The sequence below is a fragment of the Streptomyces sp. NPDC090994 genome (assembly GCF_044768905.1).
Classification (GTDB): domain Bacteria; phylum Actinomycetota; class Actinomycetes; order Streptomycetales; family Streptomycetaceae; genus Streptomyces.
Map to the genome: position 1 here is coordinate 31,153 of NZ_JBIVWS010000038.1, position 17,070 is coordinate 48,222.

Below are 17,070 nucleotides of genomic sequence, written 5' to 3' on the forward strand. Positions count from 1 at the left end.
CATCGTCTATCGTGGCCGGGTGAAGATCGCGCTCATGGACTCCGGAATCGGTCTGCTGGCGGCCACCGCCGCGGTACGGCGCCTGCGGCCGGACGCCGATCTCATCCTCTCCCTGGACCCCGACGGCATGCCCTGGGGACCCCGCACGCCCGAGGACCTGACCGGCCGTGCCCTCGCGGTGGCCGAGGCCGCAGCGGCCCACCACCCGGACGCCCTGATCGTCGGCTGCAACACCGCCACCGTGCACGCGCTGCCCGCCCTGCGGGACCGGCACGAGCCCGGGCTGCCCGTCGTCGGCACCGTCCCGGCGATCAAGCCGGCCGCGGCCGGTGGCGGCCCGTTCGCGATCTGGGCGACGCCCGCCACCACCGGCAGCGCCTACCAGCGCGGCCTGATCAGGGACTTCGCCGACGGCCTGCCGGTCACCGAGGTCCCCTGCCACGGGCTCGCCGAGGCCGTCGAGCACGCGGACGAGGCCGCGATCGACGCCGCCGTGGCCGCCGCCGCGGCGCTCACCCCGGCCGACGTCACCACCGTCGTCCTCGGCTGCACCCACTACGAACTGGTCGCCGAGCGCATCCGGGCCGCCGTGCAGCGGCCCGGCCGCCCGCCGCTGGCCCTGCACGGCTCGGCGGGCGCCGTCGCCGCGCAGGCGCTGCGCCGCGTCGGTGCCGCGCCCGCCCCCGACGCCCCCGCCGACGGCACCCTCACGGTGCTGCTGAGCGGACGGGAGGGCGCGCTGCCCGCGCCCGCGCTGGCGTACGCGGAGGGCAGGCTGCTGCGGACGGCCGCGCCCGCGCGCTGAGGCGACCGGGCGCCCGGTCGGCCCAGTGACTCTCCGCGGCGCGGTACACGCCGAGCCGAACGTGAGTAACCTCATTGCCATGAGGGACCACCTCCACGGCGGGCACGCGCCCCACCCCGATGTCTGGACCGGCCGCGCGACCAACCGGGTCCAGTGGCTGCTGGCGCTGATCGGCGCCGCCTGCATGGCGCTCGGCGTGCAACTGGCCGTCGACTCGGCCTGGGAGTCCGGCATCGCCGCGCTGGCCATGGCGGTCGTCGGCTGCATCGCGGCCGGGCTGCTGGTCCTCTTCGGCACCCTGGCCTTCGTGCACGTCGCCCTGAGAGTCGACCAGGAGTGCCTCGAAGTGCGCTGCGGTCACATCGGCGTCCCGCGCCGCCGCATCCCCCTGTCGCACGTGGCGGGCGCCGAGTTCGCCCCCGTCGTGTGCCCGCGCCACTGGGGTGGCTGGGGCTACCGGTGGCGGCCGGAGAAGGGCACCGCCGTCGTCGTCCGGCGCGGTGAGGGCGTGGTCCTGCGCCTGTGGGACGGCCACACGTTCACCGTCACCGTGGACGACGCGGAGTCGGCCGTACGCGTCATCAAGGACCGGCTCCGGCCACGGGCCCCCGGCACCGCGCACTGAACGGACCGGCTCCGGCGCCCGCGCACCGCGACGGTGCCCGAGCCGGTCCCAGGTCACCCGCGTACACTCCCGGGGTGACCGTCACCGCACCATCCGTCGCCGGGCCGGACCGGCCGGACCCGCGGACCGCGCCCGCCTCGCGCGCCGCGCGCCTCGGCCGCCGTCTCCTCCCCGCCGCCGCGGCCGCCCTGGCCGGTGTCCTGCTCTACGCCAGCTTCCCGCCGCGCACCCTGTGGTGGCTCGCCCTGCCCGCCTTCGCCGTCCTCGGCGCGGTGCTGCGCGGGCGCGGCTGGAAGGCGGGCCTGGGCCTCGGTTACCTCTTCGGCCTCGGTTTCCTGCTGCCGCTGCTGGTGTGGACCGGCGTGGAGGTCGGCCCGGGACCCTGGCTGGCGCTGGCCGCGATCGAGGCGCTCTTCGTCGCCCTGGTCGGCGCGGGCGTCGCCGCCGTCTCCAGGCTGCCCGCCTGGCCGGTGTGGGCGGCGGCGCTGTGGACGGCCGGTGAGGCGGCACGCGCGCGTGTGCCGTTCGAGGGCTTCCCCTGGGGCAAGATCGCCTTCGGGCAGGCGGACGGCGTCTTCCTCCCGCTCGCCGCGGTGGGCGGCACCCCGGTGCTCGGCTTCGCGGTCGTCCTGTGCGGCTTCGGCCTGTACGAGGCGCTGCGGCTGGCCGTGACCGCCCGGCGCACCCGGACCGTCCGCAGGGGAGCGGCCGTCGCCGCCCTGCTGAGCGTCGCCGTCCCCGTCGTGGGCGCGCTCGCCGCCCGGCCGCTGGTCGGCGACGACGCGGAGGACGGCACCACCACCGTCGCCGTCGTCCAGGGCAACGTGCCCCGCGCGGGGCTCGCCTTCAACGCCCAGCGCCGCGCGGTCCTCGACTACCACGCGCGCGAGACCGAGCGCCTGGCCGCCGAGGTCGCGGCGGGCAAGGCGGACCAGCCCGACATCGTGCTGTGGCCGGAGAACTCCTCCGACATCGACCCGTTCGCCAACGCCGACGCGTACGCGGTCATCGACGCCGCCGCCAAGGCGATCAAGGCGCCCATCTCGGTCGGCGGCGTGGTGAAGCGCGACGGCAGGCTCTACAACGAGCAGATCCTGTGGGACCCCGACAAGGGCCCCGTCGACACCTACGACAAGCGGCAGATCCAGCCCTTCGGCGAGTACCTGCCGCTGCGCTCCCTCATCGGCGCCATCAACAGCGACTGGACGTCCATGGTCAGCCAGGACTTCAGCCGCGGCAGCGAGCCCGGCGTCTTCACCATGGCCGGCGCCCGTGTCGGCCTCGTCACCTGCTACGAGGCCGCCTTCGACTGGGCCGTGCGGTCCGAGGTCACCGACGGCGCCCAGCTGATCTCCGTCCCCAGCAACAACGCGACGTTCGACCGCAGCGAGATGACCTACCAGCAGCTCGCCATGTCCCGGGTCCGCGCCGTCGAGCACAGCCGGACCGTCACCGTGCCGGTGACCAGCGGGGTCAGCGCGATCATCATGCCGGACGGCCGGGTCACCCAGCGCACCGGCATGTTCGTCGCCGGCTCCCTGGTGCAGGAGGTGCCGCTGCGCTCCTCCCGGACGCCCGCCACCAAGCTGGGCGTCCTGCCCGAAGTCCTGCTCGTCCTCGTCGCGGCGGGCGGACTGGGCTGGGCGGTCGCCGCCGGCGTGCGCGGGCGACGCGCCGGTGACGTGTAACCGTACGCCCGTCGCACGCCGTGCCAACCGGTGAGCCGGGAGGCCGGTGCCCGTTAGGGTCGGACGCATGGCTACTCCCGACTTCATCCGCACCCTCCGCGCCACCGCCGGGAACCAGTTGCTGTGGCTGCCCGGCGTCACCGCCCTGGTCTTCGACGACGACGGCCGGGTGCTGCTGAACCGCAGGTCCGACACCCGGCGCTGGTCCGTGATCGGCGGCATCCCGGAGCCGGGGGAGCAGCCCGCGGCCTGCGCCGTGCGCGAGGTGTGGGAGGAGACCGCCGTGCGGTGCGCCGTCGAGCGGGTGGTCCTGGTGCAGGCGCTGGACCCGGTGACGTACGAGAACGGTGACGTCTGCCAGTACATGGACATCACCTTCCGCTGCCGCGCCCTCGGCGGCGAGGCCCGGGTCAACGACGACGAGTCCCTCGACGTCGCCTGGTTCGCGGTGGACGCCCTGCCGGAGATCGGTGAGTTCGGCCGGTTCCGGATCAAGCAGGCGCTCGCGGAGGCGCCCGCCTGGTTCGAGCCCCCGGCCGCCGGCTGAGGCGCGCGGCGCGTCAGCCGAGGACGAAGCGGACCGGTGTGCCGGCCGTCGCCTGGGCCGCTGCGGCGAGGGCGGCTTCCGTGACGACCGCGATCACCGGATAGCCGCCCGTCGTCGGATGGTCGTGCAGGAAGACCACGGGGCGGCCGTCCGGCGGGACCTGCACGGCGCCGAGGACCATGCCCTCGCTGGGCAGCTCACCCGCCGCCGCCCGCTCCAGCGCCGGTCCCTCGGTGCGCAGGCCGATGCGGTTGCTGTGGGGGGAGACCTGGTAGGCCGCCGAGGTGAAGGTCCGCAGTGCGGCCGGGGTGAACCAGTCGGCGCGGGGGCCGAGGCGGACCGGAAGGACCAGCTCGGCGGGCGGGGCCGGCCACGGGACGGCCACCGGGATCGCCGCCCGTCCCGTGGGGGTGGCCAGCGGGAGGACGTCCCCGTCGCGCAGGGGTGCCGGGCCGAGCCCGGAGAGCAGGTCGGTGGAGCGGCTGCCGAGAACGGGTTCGACGGCGACACCGCCGCCGAGGGCCACGTACGCGCGCACGCCCGCCGTCACCGGCCCCACGTCCAGCACGGCGCCCGCCGGCACCCGCACCGGGGCGCCCCAGGCCACCGGCCGTCCGGCCACCGTCACCGGGCAGGGCGCGCCGCCGACCACGACGGTGACGGCGCGGTCGGGCCGCACCGCGCAGCCGGTCAGGGTGGTCTCCAGGACCGCGGCGTCGGGATCGTTGCCGAGCAGCCGGTTGGCGAGCCGCATCGCGGGCGCGTCCAGCGCGCCGGAGCGGGGGACGCCCAGGTGGGCATGGCCGCGCCGGCCCGCGTCCTGGACGGTGGTGAGCGCACCGGCCCGTACGGTGGTCAGCTTGCCGGTCATGCCGTGTCCTCTGCCGTCACGAAGCGCACCCGGGTCCCCGGGGTGAGCAGCGCCGCCCGGTCCCTCGCCGGGTCCCACAGGGGACCGGGGTCCGGCATGGTGCCGATCAGCTGCCAGCCGCCCGGGGTGGCGCGCGGGTAGACCGCGCTGTAGGGGCCGGCCAGCGCGACCGCTCCGGCCGGCACGCGGGTGCGGGGCGTGGCGCGGCGGGGGACGTGCAGGTGCGGGGGCAGCCCGGTGAGATAGCCGAAGCCCGGCGCGAAGCCGCAGAACGCGACCCGGTAGGTGAGGGAGGAGTGCAGCGCGGCGACCTCGTCCGGGGCGACTCCCCACAGGTCCGCGACATCGGACAGGTCCGGTCCGTCGTAGCGGACGGGGATGTCCACCACGTCGCCGTCGTCCGCGGCGCCGGGCGGCAGCTCCCAGTCGGCGACCCGGCGGGCCAGCGCCTCCGGGTCCCGTACGCCGTCCAGGAGCACGGTCCGGGCGCCGGGCACGATCTCCTCCACCGGCGGCAGCGTCCCCGCCGCGCGCCGGCGCAGCAGTTCGGCGTGGAAGGCCGCGGTCCGCTCGGCGTCGGGCAGTTCGACGAGGAGCGCGTGCCGCCCGGCGGGACGGGCCGTGAGCGCCGGCTGGGGCGAATCCGGTGTCATGCGAACGGCCCGACCTCGACCCCGGCCGCCGCCAGCTCCGCACGCACCCGCGCCGCGATCCGGGCCGCGCCCGGGGTGTCGCCGTGCACGCACAGGGAGCGGGCGGCGACCGTGACGGTGGTGCCGTCGACGGCCTCGACCGCGCCGTCCACCGCGAACGCCAGCGCGCGGCGTACCACCGCGTCCTCGTCGGTCACCACGGAGTCCGGCTCGCGGCGCGGGACGAGGGTGCCCTCGGGGGTGTAGGCGCGGTCCGCGAAGGCCTCGGGCACGCCGGTGAGACCGGCCTCACCGGCGGCGGCGAGCAGCCGCGACCCCGGCAGGCCGAGCACGGGCAGGTCCCCGCCCGCGAGCCGCACGCCCGCCACCACGGCGTGGGCCTGCGCGTCGTCGTGCACGGTGCGGTTGTAGAGGGCGCCGTGCGGCTTGACGTAGACCACGTCGGTCCCGGCGGCGCGGGCGAAGACCCGGAGCGCGCCGATCTGGTAGGCGACCTCGGCCGCGAGTTCGCCGGCGGGCACGTCCATCGCGCGCCGTCCGAAGCCGGCCAGGTCGCGGTAGGACACCTGGGCGCCGATCCGCACCCCGCGCTCGGCGGCGAGGTCGCAGACGCGCCGCATCACCGAGGGGTCGCCCGCGTGGAAACCGCAGGCGACATTGGCGCTGGTGACGACGGAGAGCAGGGCGTCGTCGTCGGTGAGGGTCCAGCGGCCGAAGCCTTCGCCGAGGTCTGCGTTGAGGTCGATCACCTCTCGAACGTAATGGATCGTTGAACGATTCGACAAGGGCTCCACGGGTTGCCCCCGGCCGACTTCGCCGGAAAGTCACCCCTTGTTAGATCGTTGAACGATCGTCTAGGGTCCGTGCATCCGCCATGCATCCGGAACGACGCGGTCCGCTTACCGCTCCCGGGTCCGTGCCCTGCCCCCGAAGCCTGAAGAAGGCCACCGAATGATCGTGCTTCTCGGTGTGGTCGTGGTGATCCTCGGATTCGTCACGCGCCGCAATCCCGTCCTCGTGGTGGGCGTCGCCGGTATCGTCACCGGACTGCTCGGCAAGATGGACCCGCTGGAGGTCCTCGCGGCCTTCGGCCGGTCCTTCGCCGACAGCCGCTCGGTCACCGTCTACGCCATCGTGCTCCCGGTGATCGGCCTGCTGGAACGCTACGGCCTGCGCGAACAGGCCCGAAACCTCATCGGCCGCCTCGGCAGGCTCAGCGCCGGCCGGTTCCTCACCGTCTACCTGCTGGTCCGCCAGGTCACCGCGGCCTTCGGCCTGAACAGCATCGGCGGTCCGGCGCAGACCGTGCGGCCCCTGGTGGCACCCATGGCCGAGGCCGCCGCCGAGCGCACCACGGGCGCCAAGCTGCCCGACCGGCTGCGCGAGAAGGTGCGCTCCTACTCCGCGTCCGCCGACACCGTGGGCGTCTTCTTCGGCGAGGACTGCTTCATCGCGATCGGCTCCATCCTGCTGATCACCGGCTTCGTGAACTCCACGTACCACCAGGAGATCGAACCGACCCAGCTGGCCCTGTGGGCGATCCCGCTCGCCGTCTGCGCCTTCCTCATCCACGGTGCCCGGCTGCTGCTCATGGACAAGCAGCTCGAACGCGAGATGGCACGCGCCGCCGCCGAGCACGACCTGCCGCTTCCCGAGGGGGCCGACAAGTGATCAAAGTCGAATGGCTCTACTGGCTGATCGGGCTCGTCTTCGTCGTCATGGCCGTACAGATGGCCATGGACCGCACCAACCCCAAGCGGTGGACGTCCGCCGCGTTCTGGGGCCTGCTCGGGCTCACCTTTCCCTACGGGACCGGGGTGGCCAACGCGACGGCGGAGAACGGCGGCTGGACCCTGCCCGCCGAACCGCTCGGCGTCGCCGTCCTCGCCCTGATCGTCCTCGCCGGGTTCAACTTCCTCGGCAAGGGCGTCCCGGTCACCACCACCGGCGAGCAGCGCGAGGCCTCCGCCGCCCGGCTCGGCAACAAGATCTTCGTCCCCGCCCTGACCATCCCGCTCGTCGCCATCGTCTGCGCCTCCGTGCTCGACGAGTCCGGCCTGTTCGAGACGGGCAAGGCCACCCTGCTGGGACTGGGCCTCGGCTGTATGGCCGCCCTCGTCGTCGGCATGCTGGTCACCGGCGAGAAGAAGGTCTCCGTCCCGGTCCACTCCGGCCGCTCCATGCTGGAGGCGATGGGCTCCGCCCTGCTGCTGCCCCAGCTCCTGGCCGTGCTCGGCTCGATCTTCGCCGCCGCCGGGGTCGGTGACCAGGTCGGCGACATCATGAACAAGGTCCTCCCCGACGACTCCAGGTACCTCGCGGTGCTCGCGTACTGCGTCGGCATGTTCCTGTTCACCGTGATCATGGGCAACGCCTTCGCCGCGTTCCCCGTGATGACCGCCGCGATCGGCTGGCCGGTGCTCATCCAGCAGATGCACGGCAACGAACCCGCCGTCCTCGCGATCGGCATGCTCGCCGGGTTCGCCGGCACGCTCTGCACACCGATGGCCGCCAACTTCAACATCGTCCCGGCCACCCTGCTCGAACTGAAGGACCAGTACGGACCGATCAAGGCCCAGCTCCCCACGGGCGTCGCGCTGCTCGGCTGCTGCACCGTGATCATGGCGGTCTTCGCCTTCTGAGCCGCCACCGTGAGGAACCTCCTGAGCCACCCCCGTAAGGAAGTGTCGTGACCCGCGTCCTCATCACCGGCTTCGCCCCCTTCGACGGCGAACGCGTGAACCCGTCCTGGCAGGCGGCGTCCCTGGTCGCCGCCGAACCGCCCGCCGGACTCACCGTCACCGCCACCGAACTCCCCTGCGCCTTCGGCGACTCCCTCGACGCCCTGTACGAGGCCGTCCGCACCGTCGGACCCGACCTGGTGCTCTGCCTCGGCCAGGCCGGCGGACGCCCCGGCGTCACCGTCGAACGCGTCGGCATCAACATCGACGACGCCCGCATCCCCGACAACAAGGGACGGCAGCCCGTCGACGAACCGGTGGTCCCGGACGGCCCCGCCGCCTACTTCTCCACCCTCCCCGTCAAGGCCTGCGTCGCCGCGATGCGCGAGGCCGGCGTCCCCGCCGCCGTCTCCCACACGGCCGGCACCTTCGTCTGCAACCACGTCGCCTACGGCCTCGGCCACCTCATCGCCACCGAGTTCCCGCACATCCGGGGTGGCTTCGCGCACGTCCCCTGGGCGCCGGAACAGGTCACCGACGGCCGGGCACCGGCCCTGCCGCCCGCCACCGTCGCCCACGGCCTGCGGGCCCTGCTGACCGCCGCCGCCCGCACCCCGGCCGGCCAGGACCTGAAGGTCACCGAGGGAGCCACCCACTGATGCCGCTCAGCACCCACGCCGCGCCCTTCGCCCGGCTCGCCCTCGCCAACATCACCCGCGCGTACCCCAACTTCCCGGCCCACCTGATCACCTCCGCCGACGAGCGCGTCGAGCCCCGGACCCTCCACCCGGTGTTCTACGGCGCCTACGACTGGCACTCCTCGGCCCACATGCACTGGCTGCTCGTCCGCCTGCTGCGCCGGTACGGCGACACCCCCGCCCTGCCCGGCACCGGGGCCGCCGTCGACGTACTCGACCGGCACCTCACCCCCGAGAACCTCGCGGTCGAGGCGGCCTACCTCCGCGACCACCCCTCCTTCGAGCGCCCCTACGGCTGGGCCTGGCTGCTCGCGCTCACCGCCGAGTGCCGGGCGTACGGCGGCGCGGCGGGCGCCCGGTGGGCCGAGGCGCTGGCACCGGCCGCGGCCACCGTCGACCGGCTGCTGGCCGGCTGGCTGCCCAAGGCCACCTATCCCGTGCGCCACGGCAACCACCCCAACAGCGCCTTCGCCCTCGGCCTCGCCCTCGACTCGGGCGCACTGACGGCCACCACCGAACGGGCCGTACGGGAACGCCTGCTGGCCTGGTTCGCCGACGACCACGACGCGCCCGCGCACTGGGAGCCGTCGGGACAGGACTTCCTGTCCCCGGCGCTGACCGAGGCCGACGCGATGCGCAGGGTGCTGCCCAGGGAGGAGTTCGCGCCGTGGCTCGACCGGTTCCTGCCCGCGCTGCGCACCGGCGCCGCCTGCCCGCCGCTGGACGTGCCCGTCGTCTCCGACCACGCCGACCCGCAGATCGGCCACCTGATCGGGCTGACCCTCAGCCGGGCGGCGGCGCTGCGCTCCCTCGCCGACGCCCTGCCCGGCGGGCCGGTCCGCGACCGGCTGGGCGCGGCGGCCGACGCGCACCTCGCGGCGGGCCTGCCGGCGGTGGAGCGCGGCGACTTCACCACCGACCACTGGCTGGCCACCTTCGCCACGCTCGCCCTGGAGCCCGGCACCGGCACCTGAGGCCGCACGGCCGGGTTTCTTGCCGAAACGGCAGGAGAGCTGGCCCACGGGCTCGCGCCCCGGCGACAGTCGCCGTCGATCCCGCCCTGCGGAGCACCGCGGCGAGGCGGGCCAGGGCCGAGTCAGAAGGAGCCAGTTCCGTGACACAGCGATCCCAAGGTCCCACCGCGGCCGACCTCGCCGCCCAGGAGCCCGGGGAGTTCTGGGAGGACCTCTACCGCCGGCGCGCCGACGACCTCGCCGCCTGGGGAGTCCGCGTCAACCCGGTGCTCGCGCAGGTGGCCGACGCGCTGCCCGCCGCTACCGCGCTCGACCTGGCCTGCGGAACGGGCGGCGACACCCTGTGGCTCGCCCGGCGCGGCCGGCGGGTCACGGCGGTCGACATCGCGTCCACCGCCGTGCGGCGCGTCGCCGAACGCGCCGCCGCCGAGGGCCTGGGCGACCTGGTCACCACGGTCCGCCACGACCTGGCCCGGACCTTCCCGGCCGGGAGCTTCGACCTGGTCTCGGCCCAGTACTTCCACACCCCCTACGACCTGCCGCGCGGGCCGATCCCGCGCACCGCCGCCCAGGCGCTGCGCCCGGGCGGACGGCTGCTCGTCGTCGACCACGCCTCCATCGCGCCCTGGTCCTGGAACCAGGACCCGGACACGCGCTTCCCCTCGCCCCAGGAGGTGTACGACGGCATGGGCCTGCCGGCCGCGGGCTGGACCGTGGAGCGGGCCGACGCCCCGCGCCGCACGGCCACCGGGCCGGACGGGCGGAACGCCACGGTCACCGACCACGTCCTCCTGGTCCGCCGGACGGCAGGCCGAGGGCGCCGCCCGGGCGCAGCGCGCCGTCCGCCAGCACCGTGACGTCGTCGGCCACCTGGCGCACCACCCGCGGATCGTGCGTGATGACCAGCAGCCCCAGTGACTGCTTCTCGCACAGGTCGCGCACCAGGTCCAGGACGGCCGCCTGCGTCACCGAGTCCAGGGCCGAGGTCATCTCGTCGCACAGCAGGACGCGCGGGCCTGCCGCCAGCGCCCGGGCCAGGGCGACGCGTTGCCGCTGACCGCCGGAGAGCCCGCCGGGCAGCCGCCGGGCGTGCTCGGCGTCCAGCCGGACCAGGGTCAGCAGCCGTTCGACCTCTGCGTCGATCTCGTGCGGGTCGCGCAGGCCCCGCAGGACCCGCAGCGGACGCGCGAGGGCGGCGTGCACGGTCTGGAGGGGGTGCAGTGTCTCCGCCGGGCTCTGCGGGACGAGCTGGACCGCCGCCCGGTCGGCGACCCGCCGCTGGTGCGCCTGGCCCGGCAGCGGGCGTCCGTCGAGCAGGACCGTACCGCCGGAGGGCGGGTGGAGTCCGGCCAGACAGCGGGCCAGCGTCGTCTTGCCGCTGCCGGAGGCGCCGGTGACGGCCAGGCACTGCCCCGGGCGCACGGCGAGGGCGACGTCCTCCAGCACGCGCCGGGTGCCGCGGTCCGCCGTGAGCCCTGCGACGCGCAGGACCGGTGGCGTCCCGCCGGGCTCCGGGGCCGGCCGGCCGCTCGTCGCCGGGGCCGCCGCGCCGACGAGCGCCGTCGCCGCGCGCGAGACGGGAGCGGTCAGGACGCGGTCCGCCGCGGCGTCCTCCACGATCCGGCCGTCGTCCAGGACCACGACCCGGTCGACCAGTCCCTCGACCGACGACAGGTCGTGGGTGATCCACAGCAGGCCCACCCCGGAGGCACGGACCCGGTCGAGTTCGGCACGGACCTCCTCCTTCGCCACCGGATCGAGGGCGGAGGTGGGTTCGTCGAGCACCAGCAGCCGGGGGCCGCGCGCGAGGGCGGCGGCCAGGGCGGCCCGTTGCTGCTGGCCGCCGGAGAGTTCGGCGGGCCGGCGGCCGGCGAGCGAGGCGGGCAGCCCGACGCGGTGCAGCAGGGCCTCCACCTCGCGGTCGTCCCGGCTGCCCAGCGCGGTGCGCAGGGTGACCGACAGCCGGCGGTACGGATTGAGCGTCGTACCGGCGTCCTGTCCGAGGTGGGCGACGGTCCGGCCGCGCAGCCCGGGGTGCGGCACGGGCAGCGTGTCGTGGCCGTCGACGCGGACCCGGCCGCCGCCCAGGGTGATGCCCGGCCGCAGGTGGCCCAGGACGGACAGGGCCAGGGTGGTCTTCCCGGAGCCGGACGCGCCGACCACCGCCAGCGCCTCACCGGCGCCGGCGGCGAGGGACACGCCGCGCAGGACCGGGCCCCGGGCCGACCGCAGCTCCAGGTTCTCGATGGAGAGCATCCGCGCGCTCACTTCTCGCCGTCGGGGCGGGTCAAGGTGTCGGACAGCAGGTTGACGCCCACGGCGAGGACGGCGATCAGGACGAGCGGCGCCAGCAGCGCGTACGGCTGGAGCGCGGCCCCGGGCAGGGCCTCCTGGACGAGGGTGCCCCAGTCGGAGCCGGAGACCCCGACGCCCAGGAAGCCGGCGGCGCTGACCAGGTAGAGGGAGAAGACGAACCGCAGCCCGGCGTCGGCGAGCACCGTGGTCACGACCAGCGGCAGCACCTCGTACCGCAGGACCCAGGGCCACCGTTCGCCCCGGGCGAGGGCCAGCTCGACGTGCGGCCGGCGCAGTACGGGCAGGGCGGCGGCCCGGATCACACGGGCGGACAGCGGGACGCCCGCCACGCAGGCCGCCAGGACGACACCGGTCCGGCTGGGCACGGCGGTGAGGACGAGCAGCAGGGCGAGCATGGGCGGCAGCGCGGCCAGGGCGTCCAGCGGGCGCATGACGACGCCCTCGGCGGCGGGCCTGCGGTGACCGGCGAAGGCGGCCAGCAGTCCGGCCGCGGTGCCGAGCAGCACCGTCAGCGCGGTCGCGCCCGCCGTGGTGAGCAGCACCGACGGCCCGCCGTGCAGCAGACGGGACAGCACGTCGCGGCCGAGGTGGTCGGTGCCCAGCGGATGCCCGGCACCGGGGACCGTGTACGGCGTCGCCACCGTCTCGGTCGCGGAGTGCGGCGCGAGCCACGGCCCGGCCAGACCGACGAGCACGACGGCGCCGACGAGGACGGCCACGGCCACACCGCGACGCCGGTAGGGGCCGGGGCCCGGCGACGGTTCCCGCGAGCCGCGGACGCCTCGGGACTGCCGTACGGGGACGGTCATGGGGACCTCGTCCTTCCCACCGCGGTGCCGACGACGTCCGCGGTGATGGTGGCCAGCAGGGTCAGGGCGCCCATGAGCATGGCGAGGGCCTGGACGACCGGCAGGTCGCCGGTGCTGACGGAGGAGACCAGCACCTTGCCGATCCCGGGATAGCTGAAGACGACCTCCACCAGGACCGTGCCGCCGAGCAGCCCGGCCGCGCCGATCAGCCAGATCTGCGCGGCGGAGGGCAGCACGGCGGGGAGCACCGCCTGCCGCAGGACGGTCCGTTCCGGAATCCCGTTGAGCCGCATCGCCTCCACGTGCGGGGCGCGCAGCGCGACCAGGGTCTGCGCCCGGATCACGCGGGTGGCGTAGGCGAGGCTCACCCACAGCAGGCTGAGCACCGGCAGCACCAGGACGTCGGGGTGGGCCAGGGGCGAGTCGCCGGCGGGCACCAGCGAGGTGGCCGGCAGCCAGCCCAGCTGGGCGCCCACCACCAGGGCCAGCGCGCCCGCCACCACGAACTCGGGTACCGCCGTGGTCAGGAGCAGCAGCGTCGACCCGGTGCCGTCGGCCCGGCCGCCGGCCCGCCGGCCGAGCGCGACGCCGAGTGCGAGGGAGAGGGGCACCAGGAGCAGGACGGTCAGCCCGGCCAGGACAGCCGTGTTGCCGAGCCGCCCGGCGAGCATGCCGGAGACGGGGGTGCCGTTGGCCGAGGTGCCGAGGTCGCCGTGGAGCAGACCACCGGCCCACTCCAGGTACCGCTGGGCCAACGGCTCGTCCAGGCCGAGCCGTGCACGCGCCTCCGCCACCTGGTCCGGGGTGGCGTTCGGGCCGAGCCGGGCGCCGGCGGGATCGCCGGGCAGCAGGTCGACGCCGATGTACACCACCACGGACAGGGCGGCCAGCAGCACCGCGGCGGTGACGAGCCGTCCGGCGACGTACCGGACCGTGTCCCTCCTCACGCGATGAACCCGACCTTGCCCAGCCAGGGGTACTTCGGCGACTCGCGGTTCTCGACGCCCGTCAGCGTCTCCTTCGCCAGGCTCAGGACGTCACCGCGTCCCCAGGCCACCCAGTTCCCCCGGTCCGCCATGACCCGCTGGGCCTTCGTCCACGCCGCGGCCCGTTCGCCGGCGGAGGTGGTGGAGATCGCCGTGGCGACGGCCGCGGTCAGCTCCTCGTCCGGGAAGGCCAGCGTCTCGTAGGCGGCCGAGCGGGTGTAGGTGAGCGCCAGGGAGACGGGGCCCAGCGGGAAGGAGATGGCGTCGCACGCCTTCATGCCGGCCGGCTCGTACCCCTCGGTGGTGCTCACCTTGACCAGGGAGGCGTCCAGTCCGAGGCCCTTCAGCTGCTCGACGAACAGCTCCGCCGAGGAGTTCAGCCCCGTCTCGTACTCGGCGGTGCGCACCACGAAGGGCTTGCCCGTCGCGCCCGCCTCCTTCAACAGCCTTTTGGCGGCGGCGACATCGCGCTCGGGAACGGCGACATCGTCGAGGTAGTACTCGGCTCCGGCGCCGAACAGGTCGTTGGCGGGCGCCCCGTAGCCGAGGAAGACGGCGTCGACCAGTGCCTTGCGGTCGATGCCCAGCTTGATCGCCCGCCGGACGCGGGGATCGGCGGGCAGGTCGCGGGTGACGTTGAGGACGAAGCCGTACGTCGTGCGCAGGGCCTCGCCCGCGTCCCGGATCTGGAGGCCGGTCCCGGGCGGTCCGGCCTTCGCCGTGGTGAAGGAGATGTCCGAGGCGTAGTCGGCCTGGCCGTCCTTGACCGCGTTGACGCGGGCCTGCGCGTCGTCGACGCTGAGCAGGACGACCTTCTCGGCGTGGCCGGCGCCGTCCCAGTAGTCGTCGTGGCGCTCCAGGCGGGTCTCGACGCCCGCCTTGAAGGCGGTCACCCGGTAGGGCCCGGTGCCGGTCGCGGTCTCGGCGGAGAAGGAGGAGGTGCCCCGCTTGATGACGTACAGACCGGCGCCCGCCAGCAGGGTGGCCGGATCGCCGACCGGCTGCACGGTCGGTACGACGACGGTGTGGTCGTCGCGGGCCTCGGCGGCGGCGAGATCCAGGTAGGCCGACAGTTCGCTGGGCGCGATCCGGTCGGGGGAGGCGCGGTACTTCAGCGTGTGCACGACGTCGGCGGCGGTGAACGCGGTCCCGTCGTGCCACGTCACTCCCCGCCGCAGGGTCAGGGTGCAGGTCCTGGCCTCGCTGTCCACCTCGGCCGCGGTGGCGAGCGACGGCTCGGCCGCGCCGTCGGCGAAGGAGAAGAGGGTGTCGAAGACGACCGAGTAACGGGCGAGGTCGCAGGGCGAGGTGCTCGCGGTGGGGTCGAGCGACTCGGCCGCTCCCGCCCCGGCGAAGGCGAGCCGGACGGTGCCGCCGCGCCGGGGCTCGCCGGTGGGGGCGCCGGTCACGGTGGGGGCCGCGGCCCCGCCGGAGGTGCAGCCGGTGAGCGCGGCGGCGCCGAGCCCGATGAGGGAGAGGACCGTGCGCCGGGTGACGGCGGGGGAACGGAAGGCAGGGCTCTGAGACATGACACTCCGAGAGGACCGGGACCGGGAGGACCGGGAAGGACCTCATTCTTACATGACAATCATTTTCAGTTACAAGGGGCGCCGTGTGAACAGGGCGTCGTACGGGGCGTGATGGCGGTGGCGGGGCGCGCGAAACGAGGGCTTAGCGGCGCGCGTAAATGGAAACGATGATCGAGAGCGGTTGTCGCGACACGATGCGACGGCCGGCTGATGTGGGGAGGGTACTCAGTGAAGGACGCGCCCTTGTACTTGCGGCCGCGGGTGGATCCGCCGCTCGCCGGGCTGCTGGGGGATGTGCCGTTCCTGCACTCACTGGTGGACGCGCTGGGGTCACCGCTGAACGTGCTGCTGCCGGAGGTCGTCGCGGAGAACGCCGAGCGGTTCCGCTCGGTCTACCGGCGCCACCACCTGGCGGGGCGGGTGTACTTCGCGCACAAGGCGAATCGTTCAAGCGCCCTGGTGCGCAGGCTGGCCGCGTGCGACCCGGCCGCGGTCGGGATCGACGTGGCGTCCCTGGAGGAGCTGCGGCACGCGGTGAGCTGCGGGTTCACCGGGGACCGGATCATGGCGACCGGCCCGAAGGACGCGGAGTTCCTGTGGCTCGCCGCACGGCTCGGGGCGACGGTGAACCTGGACTCGCCCGGTGAACTGGAACAACTGGCGGGGCTCGTCCGCGCGTACGGTCTGGGCAAGGCCGATGTCCTGGTGCGGCTGTCGGGGTTCGAGGACGGCCACGCCGCCGGTACCCGCCTGCTGTCGCGCCGCAGCCGCTTCGGCACCCCGGTGGGGGACGCGGACGTGCTGTGGGAGGCGGTGGAGCGGAACGCGGACGCCGTCGAACTGACCGGCGTGGCGTACCACTTGGACACCACCGCGCTGGAGGAGAAGGCCCGGGCCCTGGAGCGGTGCGTACTGGTGATGGACGAGTGCCGGGCCCGCGGGCTGGCGCCGCGCGCCGTCGACATCGGCGGCGGGTTCGGCGTCGGCTACGTGGACGACGCGGGGGAGTGGGAGCGGTGGACCACCGCGCTGAGCGAGGCGGTGCTCGGCGTCCGCCCGCCGCTCACCTGGCGCGGACACGGCTACGGACTGCGCAACGAGGGCGGTACGGTGCGGGGTTCGGCGGCGCTCTACCCCGCTCACCGGCCCCTCGCCGGCCCCGGCTACCTGGAGGAACTGCTCGCCCGCCCCACACCGGTCCTGGGCCGCTCACCGGCCACGCTGCTGCTGGAGCACCTGCACGACCTGTACGTCGAACCGGGCCGGGCGCTGGTGGACCAGTGCGGTCTGTCCCTGGCCCGGGTCCTCGACGTACGGCACACCGGCGACGGCCGGCCACTGGTGCGCCTCGGCATGAACGCCGGGGACGTGAGCCTGGAGGAGCACGGTGTCCTGGTCGACCCGGTGCTGCTGCCCCGCGGCGGACCCGTGACCGCAGCGGACGACGAGCCCGTCGGGGTGCACCTGGTGGGCAACCTGTGCCTGGAGGCCGACCTGATCACCCGCCGCCTGGTCTTCCTGCCCCGGCTGCCGCGCGCCGGCGACCTGCTGGCCTTCGTCAACACCGCCGGGTACGCCATGGACTTCCACGCCCACCGCGCCCAGCGGCAGCCGGTCGCGCGGACGGTGGCGGCCGGGCACGAGGGAGGGTCCTGGCGCTGGTGCCTGGACGAGGACTACTGGCCGGTCAGCTACCCGCAGGGAGTGCCGTCATGAGGTACGACAGCATCACGGATGCCATCGGGAACACGCCGTTGGTGCGGATCGATCCGGCTGTGCACGGGCTGCGTCATATCGACTTGTTCGCGAAGCTGGAGATGCTGAATCCGTTCGGGTCGGTGAAGGACCGTCCGGCGTGGCACATGGCGCGTCCGCATCTGGAGGCGGC

18 protein-coding genes are annotated in these 17,070 nt (G+C 74.7%); 11 read left to right on the top strand and 7 right to left on the bottom strand.

What is annotated here, in order from left to right:
- Positions 1–19 precede the first annotated feature (19 nt).
- The 4 genes from ACIQR3_RS36875 to ACIQR3_RS36890 all read left to right on the top strand — a co-directional run bounded on the left by ACIQR3_RS36875 (position 20) and on the right by ACIQR3_RS36890 (position 3,665).
- Entirely contained in the window at positions 20–805 is a 786-nt protein-coding gene (locus tag ACIQR3_RS36875) for a glutamate racemase (protein WP_403545758.1), read from the top strand.
- A 79-nt stretch (positions 806–884) separates the two neighbouring features.
- Complete coding sequence (locus ACIQR3_RS36880; protein ID WP_403545759.1) at positions 885–1,430, top strand: hypothetical protein; 546 nt, start codon at positions 885–887, stop codon at positions 1,428–1,430.
- A gap of 74 nt (positions 1,431–1,504) precedes the next feature.
- Entirely contained in the window at positions 1,505–3,118 is a 1,614-nt protein-coding gene (gene lnt / locus ACIQR3_RS36885; protein ID WP_403545761.1) for an apolipoprotein N-acyltransferase, read from the top strand.
- Between the two features lie 67 nt (positions 3,119–3,185).
- Entirely contained in the window at positions 3,186–3,665 is a 480-nt protein-coding gene (locus tag ACIQR3_RS36890; protein WP_403545763.1) for an NUDIX hydrolase, read from the top strand.
- Positions 3,666–3,678: 13 nt separating this feature from the next.
- Here the strand turns inward: ACIQR3_RS36890 and ACIQR3_RS36895 are convergent, their stop codons facing one another.
- The 3 genes from ACIQR3_RS36895 to ACIQR3_RS36905 are packed head-to-tail and all read right to left on the bottom strand — an operon-like array spanning position 3,679 to position 5,938.
- Entirely contained in the window at positions 3,679–4,536 is an 858-nt protein-coding gene (locus ACIQR3_RS36895) for a biotin-dependent carboxyltransferase family protein (protein WP_403545765.1), read from the bottom strand.
- Positions 4,533–5,189 (bottom strand): allophanate hydrolase subunit 1, encoded by a 657-nt coding sequence (locus ACIQR3_RS36900; protein ID WP_403545766.1) that lies wholly within the window; start codon positions 5,187–5,189, stop codon positions 4,533–4,535. The genes ACIQR3_RS36895 and ACIQR3_RS36900 overlap by 4 nt, the downstream gene beginning before the upstream one ends.
- Positions 5,186–5,938: a LamB/YcsF family protein gene (locus tag ACIQR3_RS36905; protein WP_403545768.1), complete on the bottom strand. Its 753-nt coding sequence runs from the start codon at positions 5,936–5,938 to the stop codon at positions 5,186–5,188. Before ACIQR3_RS36905 ends, ACIQR3_RS36900 begins: the two co-directional genes overlap by 4 nt.
- Before the next feature lie 202 nt (positions 5,939–6,140).
- On the opposite strand from ACIQR3_RS36905, the gene ACIQR3_RS36910 reads away from it, so the two are divergent.
- The 5 genes from ACIQR3_RS36910 (at position 6,141) to ACIQR3_RS36930 (ending at position 10,399) form a co-directional block, all read left to right on the top strand.
- Entirely contained in the window at positions 6,141–6,860 is a 720-nt protein-coding gene (locus tag ACIQR3_RS36910) for a DUF969 domain-containing protein (protein WP_403545769.1), read from the top strand.
- Entirely contained in the window at positions 6,857–7,831 is a 975-nt protein-coding gene (locus ACIQR3_RS36915) for a DUF979 domain-containing protein (RefSeq protein WP_403545771.1), read from the top strand. The genes ACIQR3_RS36910 and ACIQR3_RS36915 overlap by 4 nt, the downstream gene beginning before the upstream one ends.
- A 47-nt stretch (positions 7,832–7,878) precedes the next feature.
- The gene (gene pcp / locus ACIQR3_RS36920) at positions 7,879–8,529 is read left to right on the top strand and encodes a pyroglutamyl-peptidase I (RefSeq protein WP_403545773.1); all 651 of its coding nucleotides are present in this window, start codon (positions 7,879–7,881) and stop codon (positions 8,527–8,529) included.
- Entirely contained in the window at positions 8,529–9,542 is a 1,014-nt protein-coding gene (locus tag ACIQR3_RS36925) for a DUF2891 domain-containing protein (protein ID WP_403545774.1), read from the top strand. The genes pcp and ACIQR3_RS36925 overlap by 1 nt, the downstream gene beginning before the upstream one ends.
- A gap of 140 nt (positions 9,543–9,682) precedes the next feature.
- Entirely contained in the window at positions 9,683–10,399 is a 717-nt protein-coding gene (locus ACIQR3_RS36930; RefSeq protein WP_403545776.1) for a class I SAM-dependent methyltransferase, read from the top strand.
- Here ACIQR3_RS36930 and ACIQR3_RS36935 read toward each other — a convergent pair.
- The 4 genes from ACIQR3_RS36935 to ACIQR3_RS36950 are packed head-to-tail and all read right to left on the bottom strand — an operon-like array spanning position 10,317 to position 15,182.
- Entirely contained in the window at positions 10,317–11,798 is a 1,482-nt protein-coding gene (locus ACIQR3_RS36935; RefSeq protein WP_403545778.1) for an ABC transporter ATP-binding protein, read from the bottom strand. The two genes, ACIQR3_RS36930 and ACIQR3_RS36935, sit on opposite strands and share 83 nt — an antisense overlap.
- An 8-nt stretch (positions 11,799–11,806) precedes the next feature.
- Positions 11,807–12,667 (bottom strand): ABC transporter permease, encoded by an 861-nt coding sequence (locus ACIQR3_RS36940; RefSeq protein WP_403545780.1) that lies wholly within the window; start codon positions 12,665–12,667, stop codon positions 11,807–11,809.
- On the bottom strand, positions 12,664–13,614 hold the full coding sequence (locus ACIQR3_RS36945) for an ABC transporter permease (RefSeq protein WP_403545781.1): 951 nt from the start codon (positions 13,612–13,614) through the stop codon (positions 12,664–12,666). The genes ACIQR3_RS36940 and ACIQR3_RS36945 overlap by 4 nt, the downstream gene beginning before the upstream one ends.
- Positions 13,611–15,182: an ABC transporter substrate-binding protein gene (locus ACIQR3_RS36950; protein WP_403545783.1), complete on the bottom strand. Its 1,572-nt coding sequence runs from the start codon at positions 15,180–15,182 to the stop codon at positions 13,611–13,613. The genes ACIQR3_RS36945 and ACIQR3_RS36950 overlap by 4 nt, the downstream gene beginning before the upstream one ends.
- A 210-nt stretch (positions 15,183–15,392) precedes the next feature.
- Between ACIQR3_RS36950 and ACIQR3_RS36955 the strand changes: the two genes are divergently transcribed.
- Positions 15,393–16,898, top strand: coding sequence for a Y4yA family PLP-dependent enzyme (locus ACIQR3_RS36955; RefSeq protein WP_403545784.1), 1,506 nt, complete (start codon positions 15,393–15,395; stop codon positions 16,896–16,898).
- On the top strand, positions 16,895–17,070 hold a 176-nt coding region (locus ACIQR3_RS36960), incomplete at its 3' end, for a pyridoxal-phosphate dependent enzyme (protein ID WP_403545788.1). The genes ACIQR3_RS36955 and ACIQR3_RS36960, both read left to right, overlap by 4 nt.

Excerpts from the sequence above, each read along its gene's own strand:
- ACIQR3_RS36895 (WP_403545765.1), bottom strand. The coding sequence starts at position 4,536 with ATGACCGGCAAGCTGACCACCGTACGGGCCGGTGCGCTCACCACCGTC.
- ACIQR3_RS36925 (WP_403545774.1), top strand. The coding sequence starts at position 8,529 with ATGCCGCTCAGCACCCACGCCGCGCCCTTCGCCCGGCTCGCCCTCGCC.
- ACIQR3_RS36910 (WP_403545769.1), top strand. The coding sequence starts at position 6,141 with ATGATCGTGCTTCTCGGTGTGGTCGTGGTGATCCTCGGATTCGTCACG.
- ACIQR3_RS36950 (WP_403545783.1), bottom strand. The coding sequence starts at position 15,182 with ATGTCTCAGAGCCCTGCCTTCCGTTCCCCCGCCGTCACCCGGCGCACG.
- ACIQR3_RS36880 (WP_403545759.1), top strand. The coding sequence starts at position 885 with ATGAGGGACCACCTCCACGGCGGGCACGCGCCCCACCCCGATGTCTGG.
- ACIQR3_RS36890 (WP_403545763.1), top strand. The coding sequence starts at position 3,186 with ATGGCTACTCCCGACTTCATCCGCACCCTCCGCGCCACCGCCGGGAAC.
- ACIQR3_RS36955 (WP_403545784.1), top strand. The coding sequence starts at position 15,393 with ATGTGGGGAGGGTACTCAGTGAAGGACGCGCCCTTGTACTTGCGGCCG.
- ACIQR3_RS36935 (WP_403545778.1), bottom strand. The coding sequence starts at position 11,798 with ATGCTCTCCATCGAGAACCTGGAGCTGCGGTCGGCCCGGGGCCCGGTC.
- ACIQR3_RS36900 (WP_403545766.1), bottom strand. The coding sequence starts at position 5,189 with ATGACACCGGATTCGCCCCAGCCGGCGCTCACGGCCCGTCCCGCCGGG.
- ACIQR3_RS36940 (WP_403545780.1), bottom strand. The coding sequence starts at position 12,667 with ATGACCGTCCCCGTACGGCAGTCCCGAGGCGTCCGCGGCTCGCGGGAA.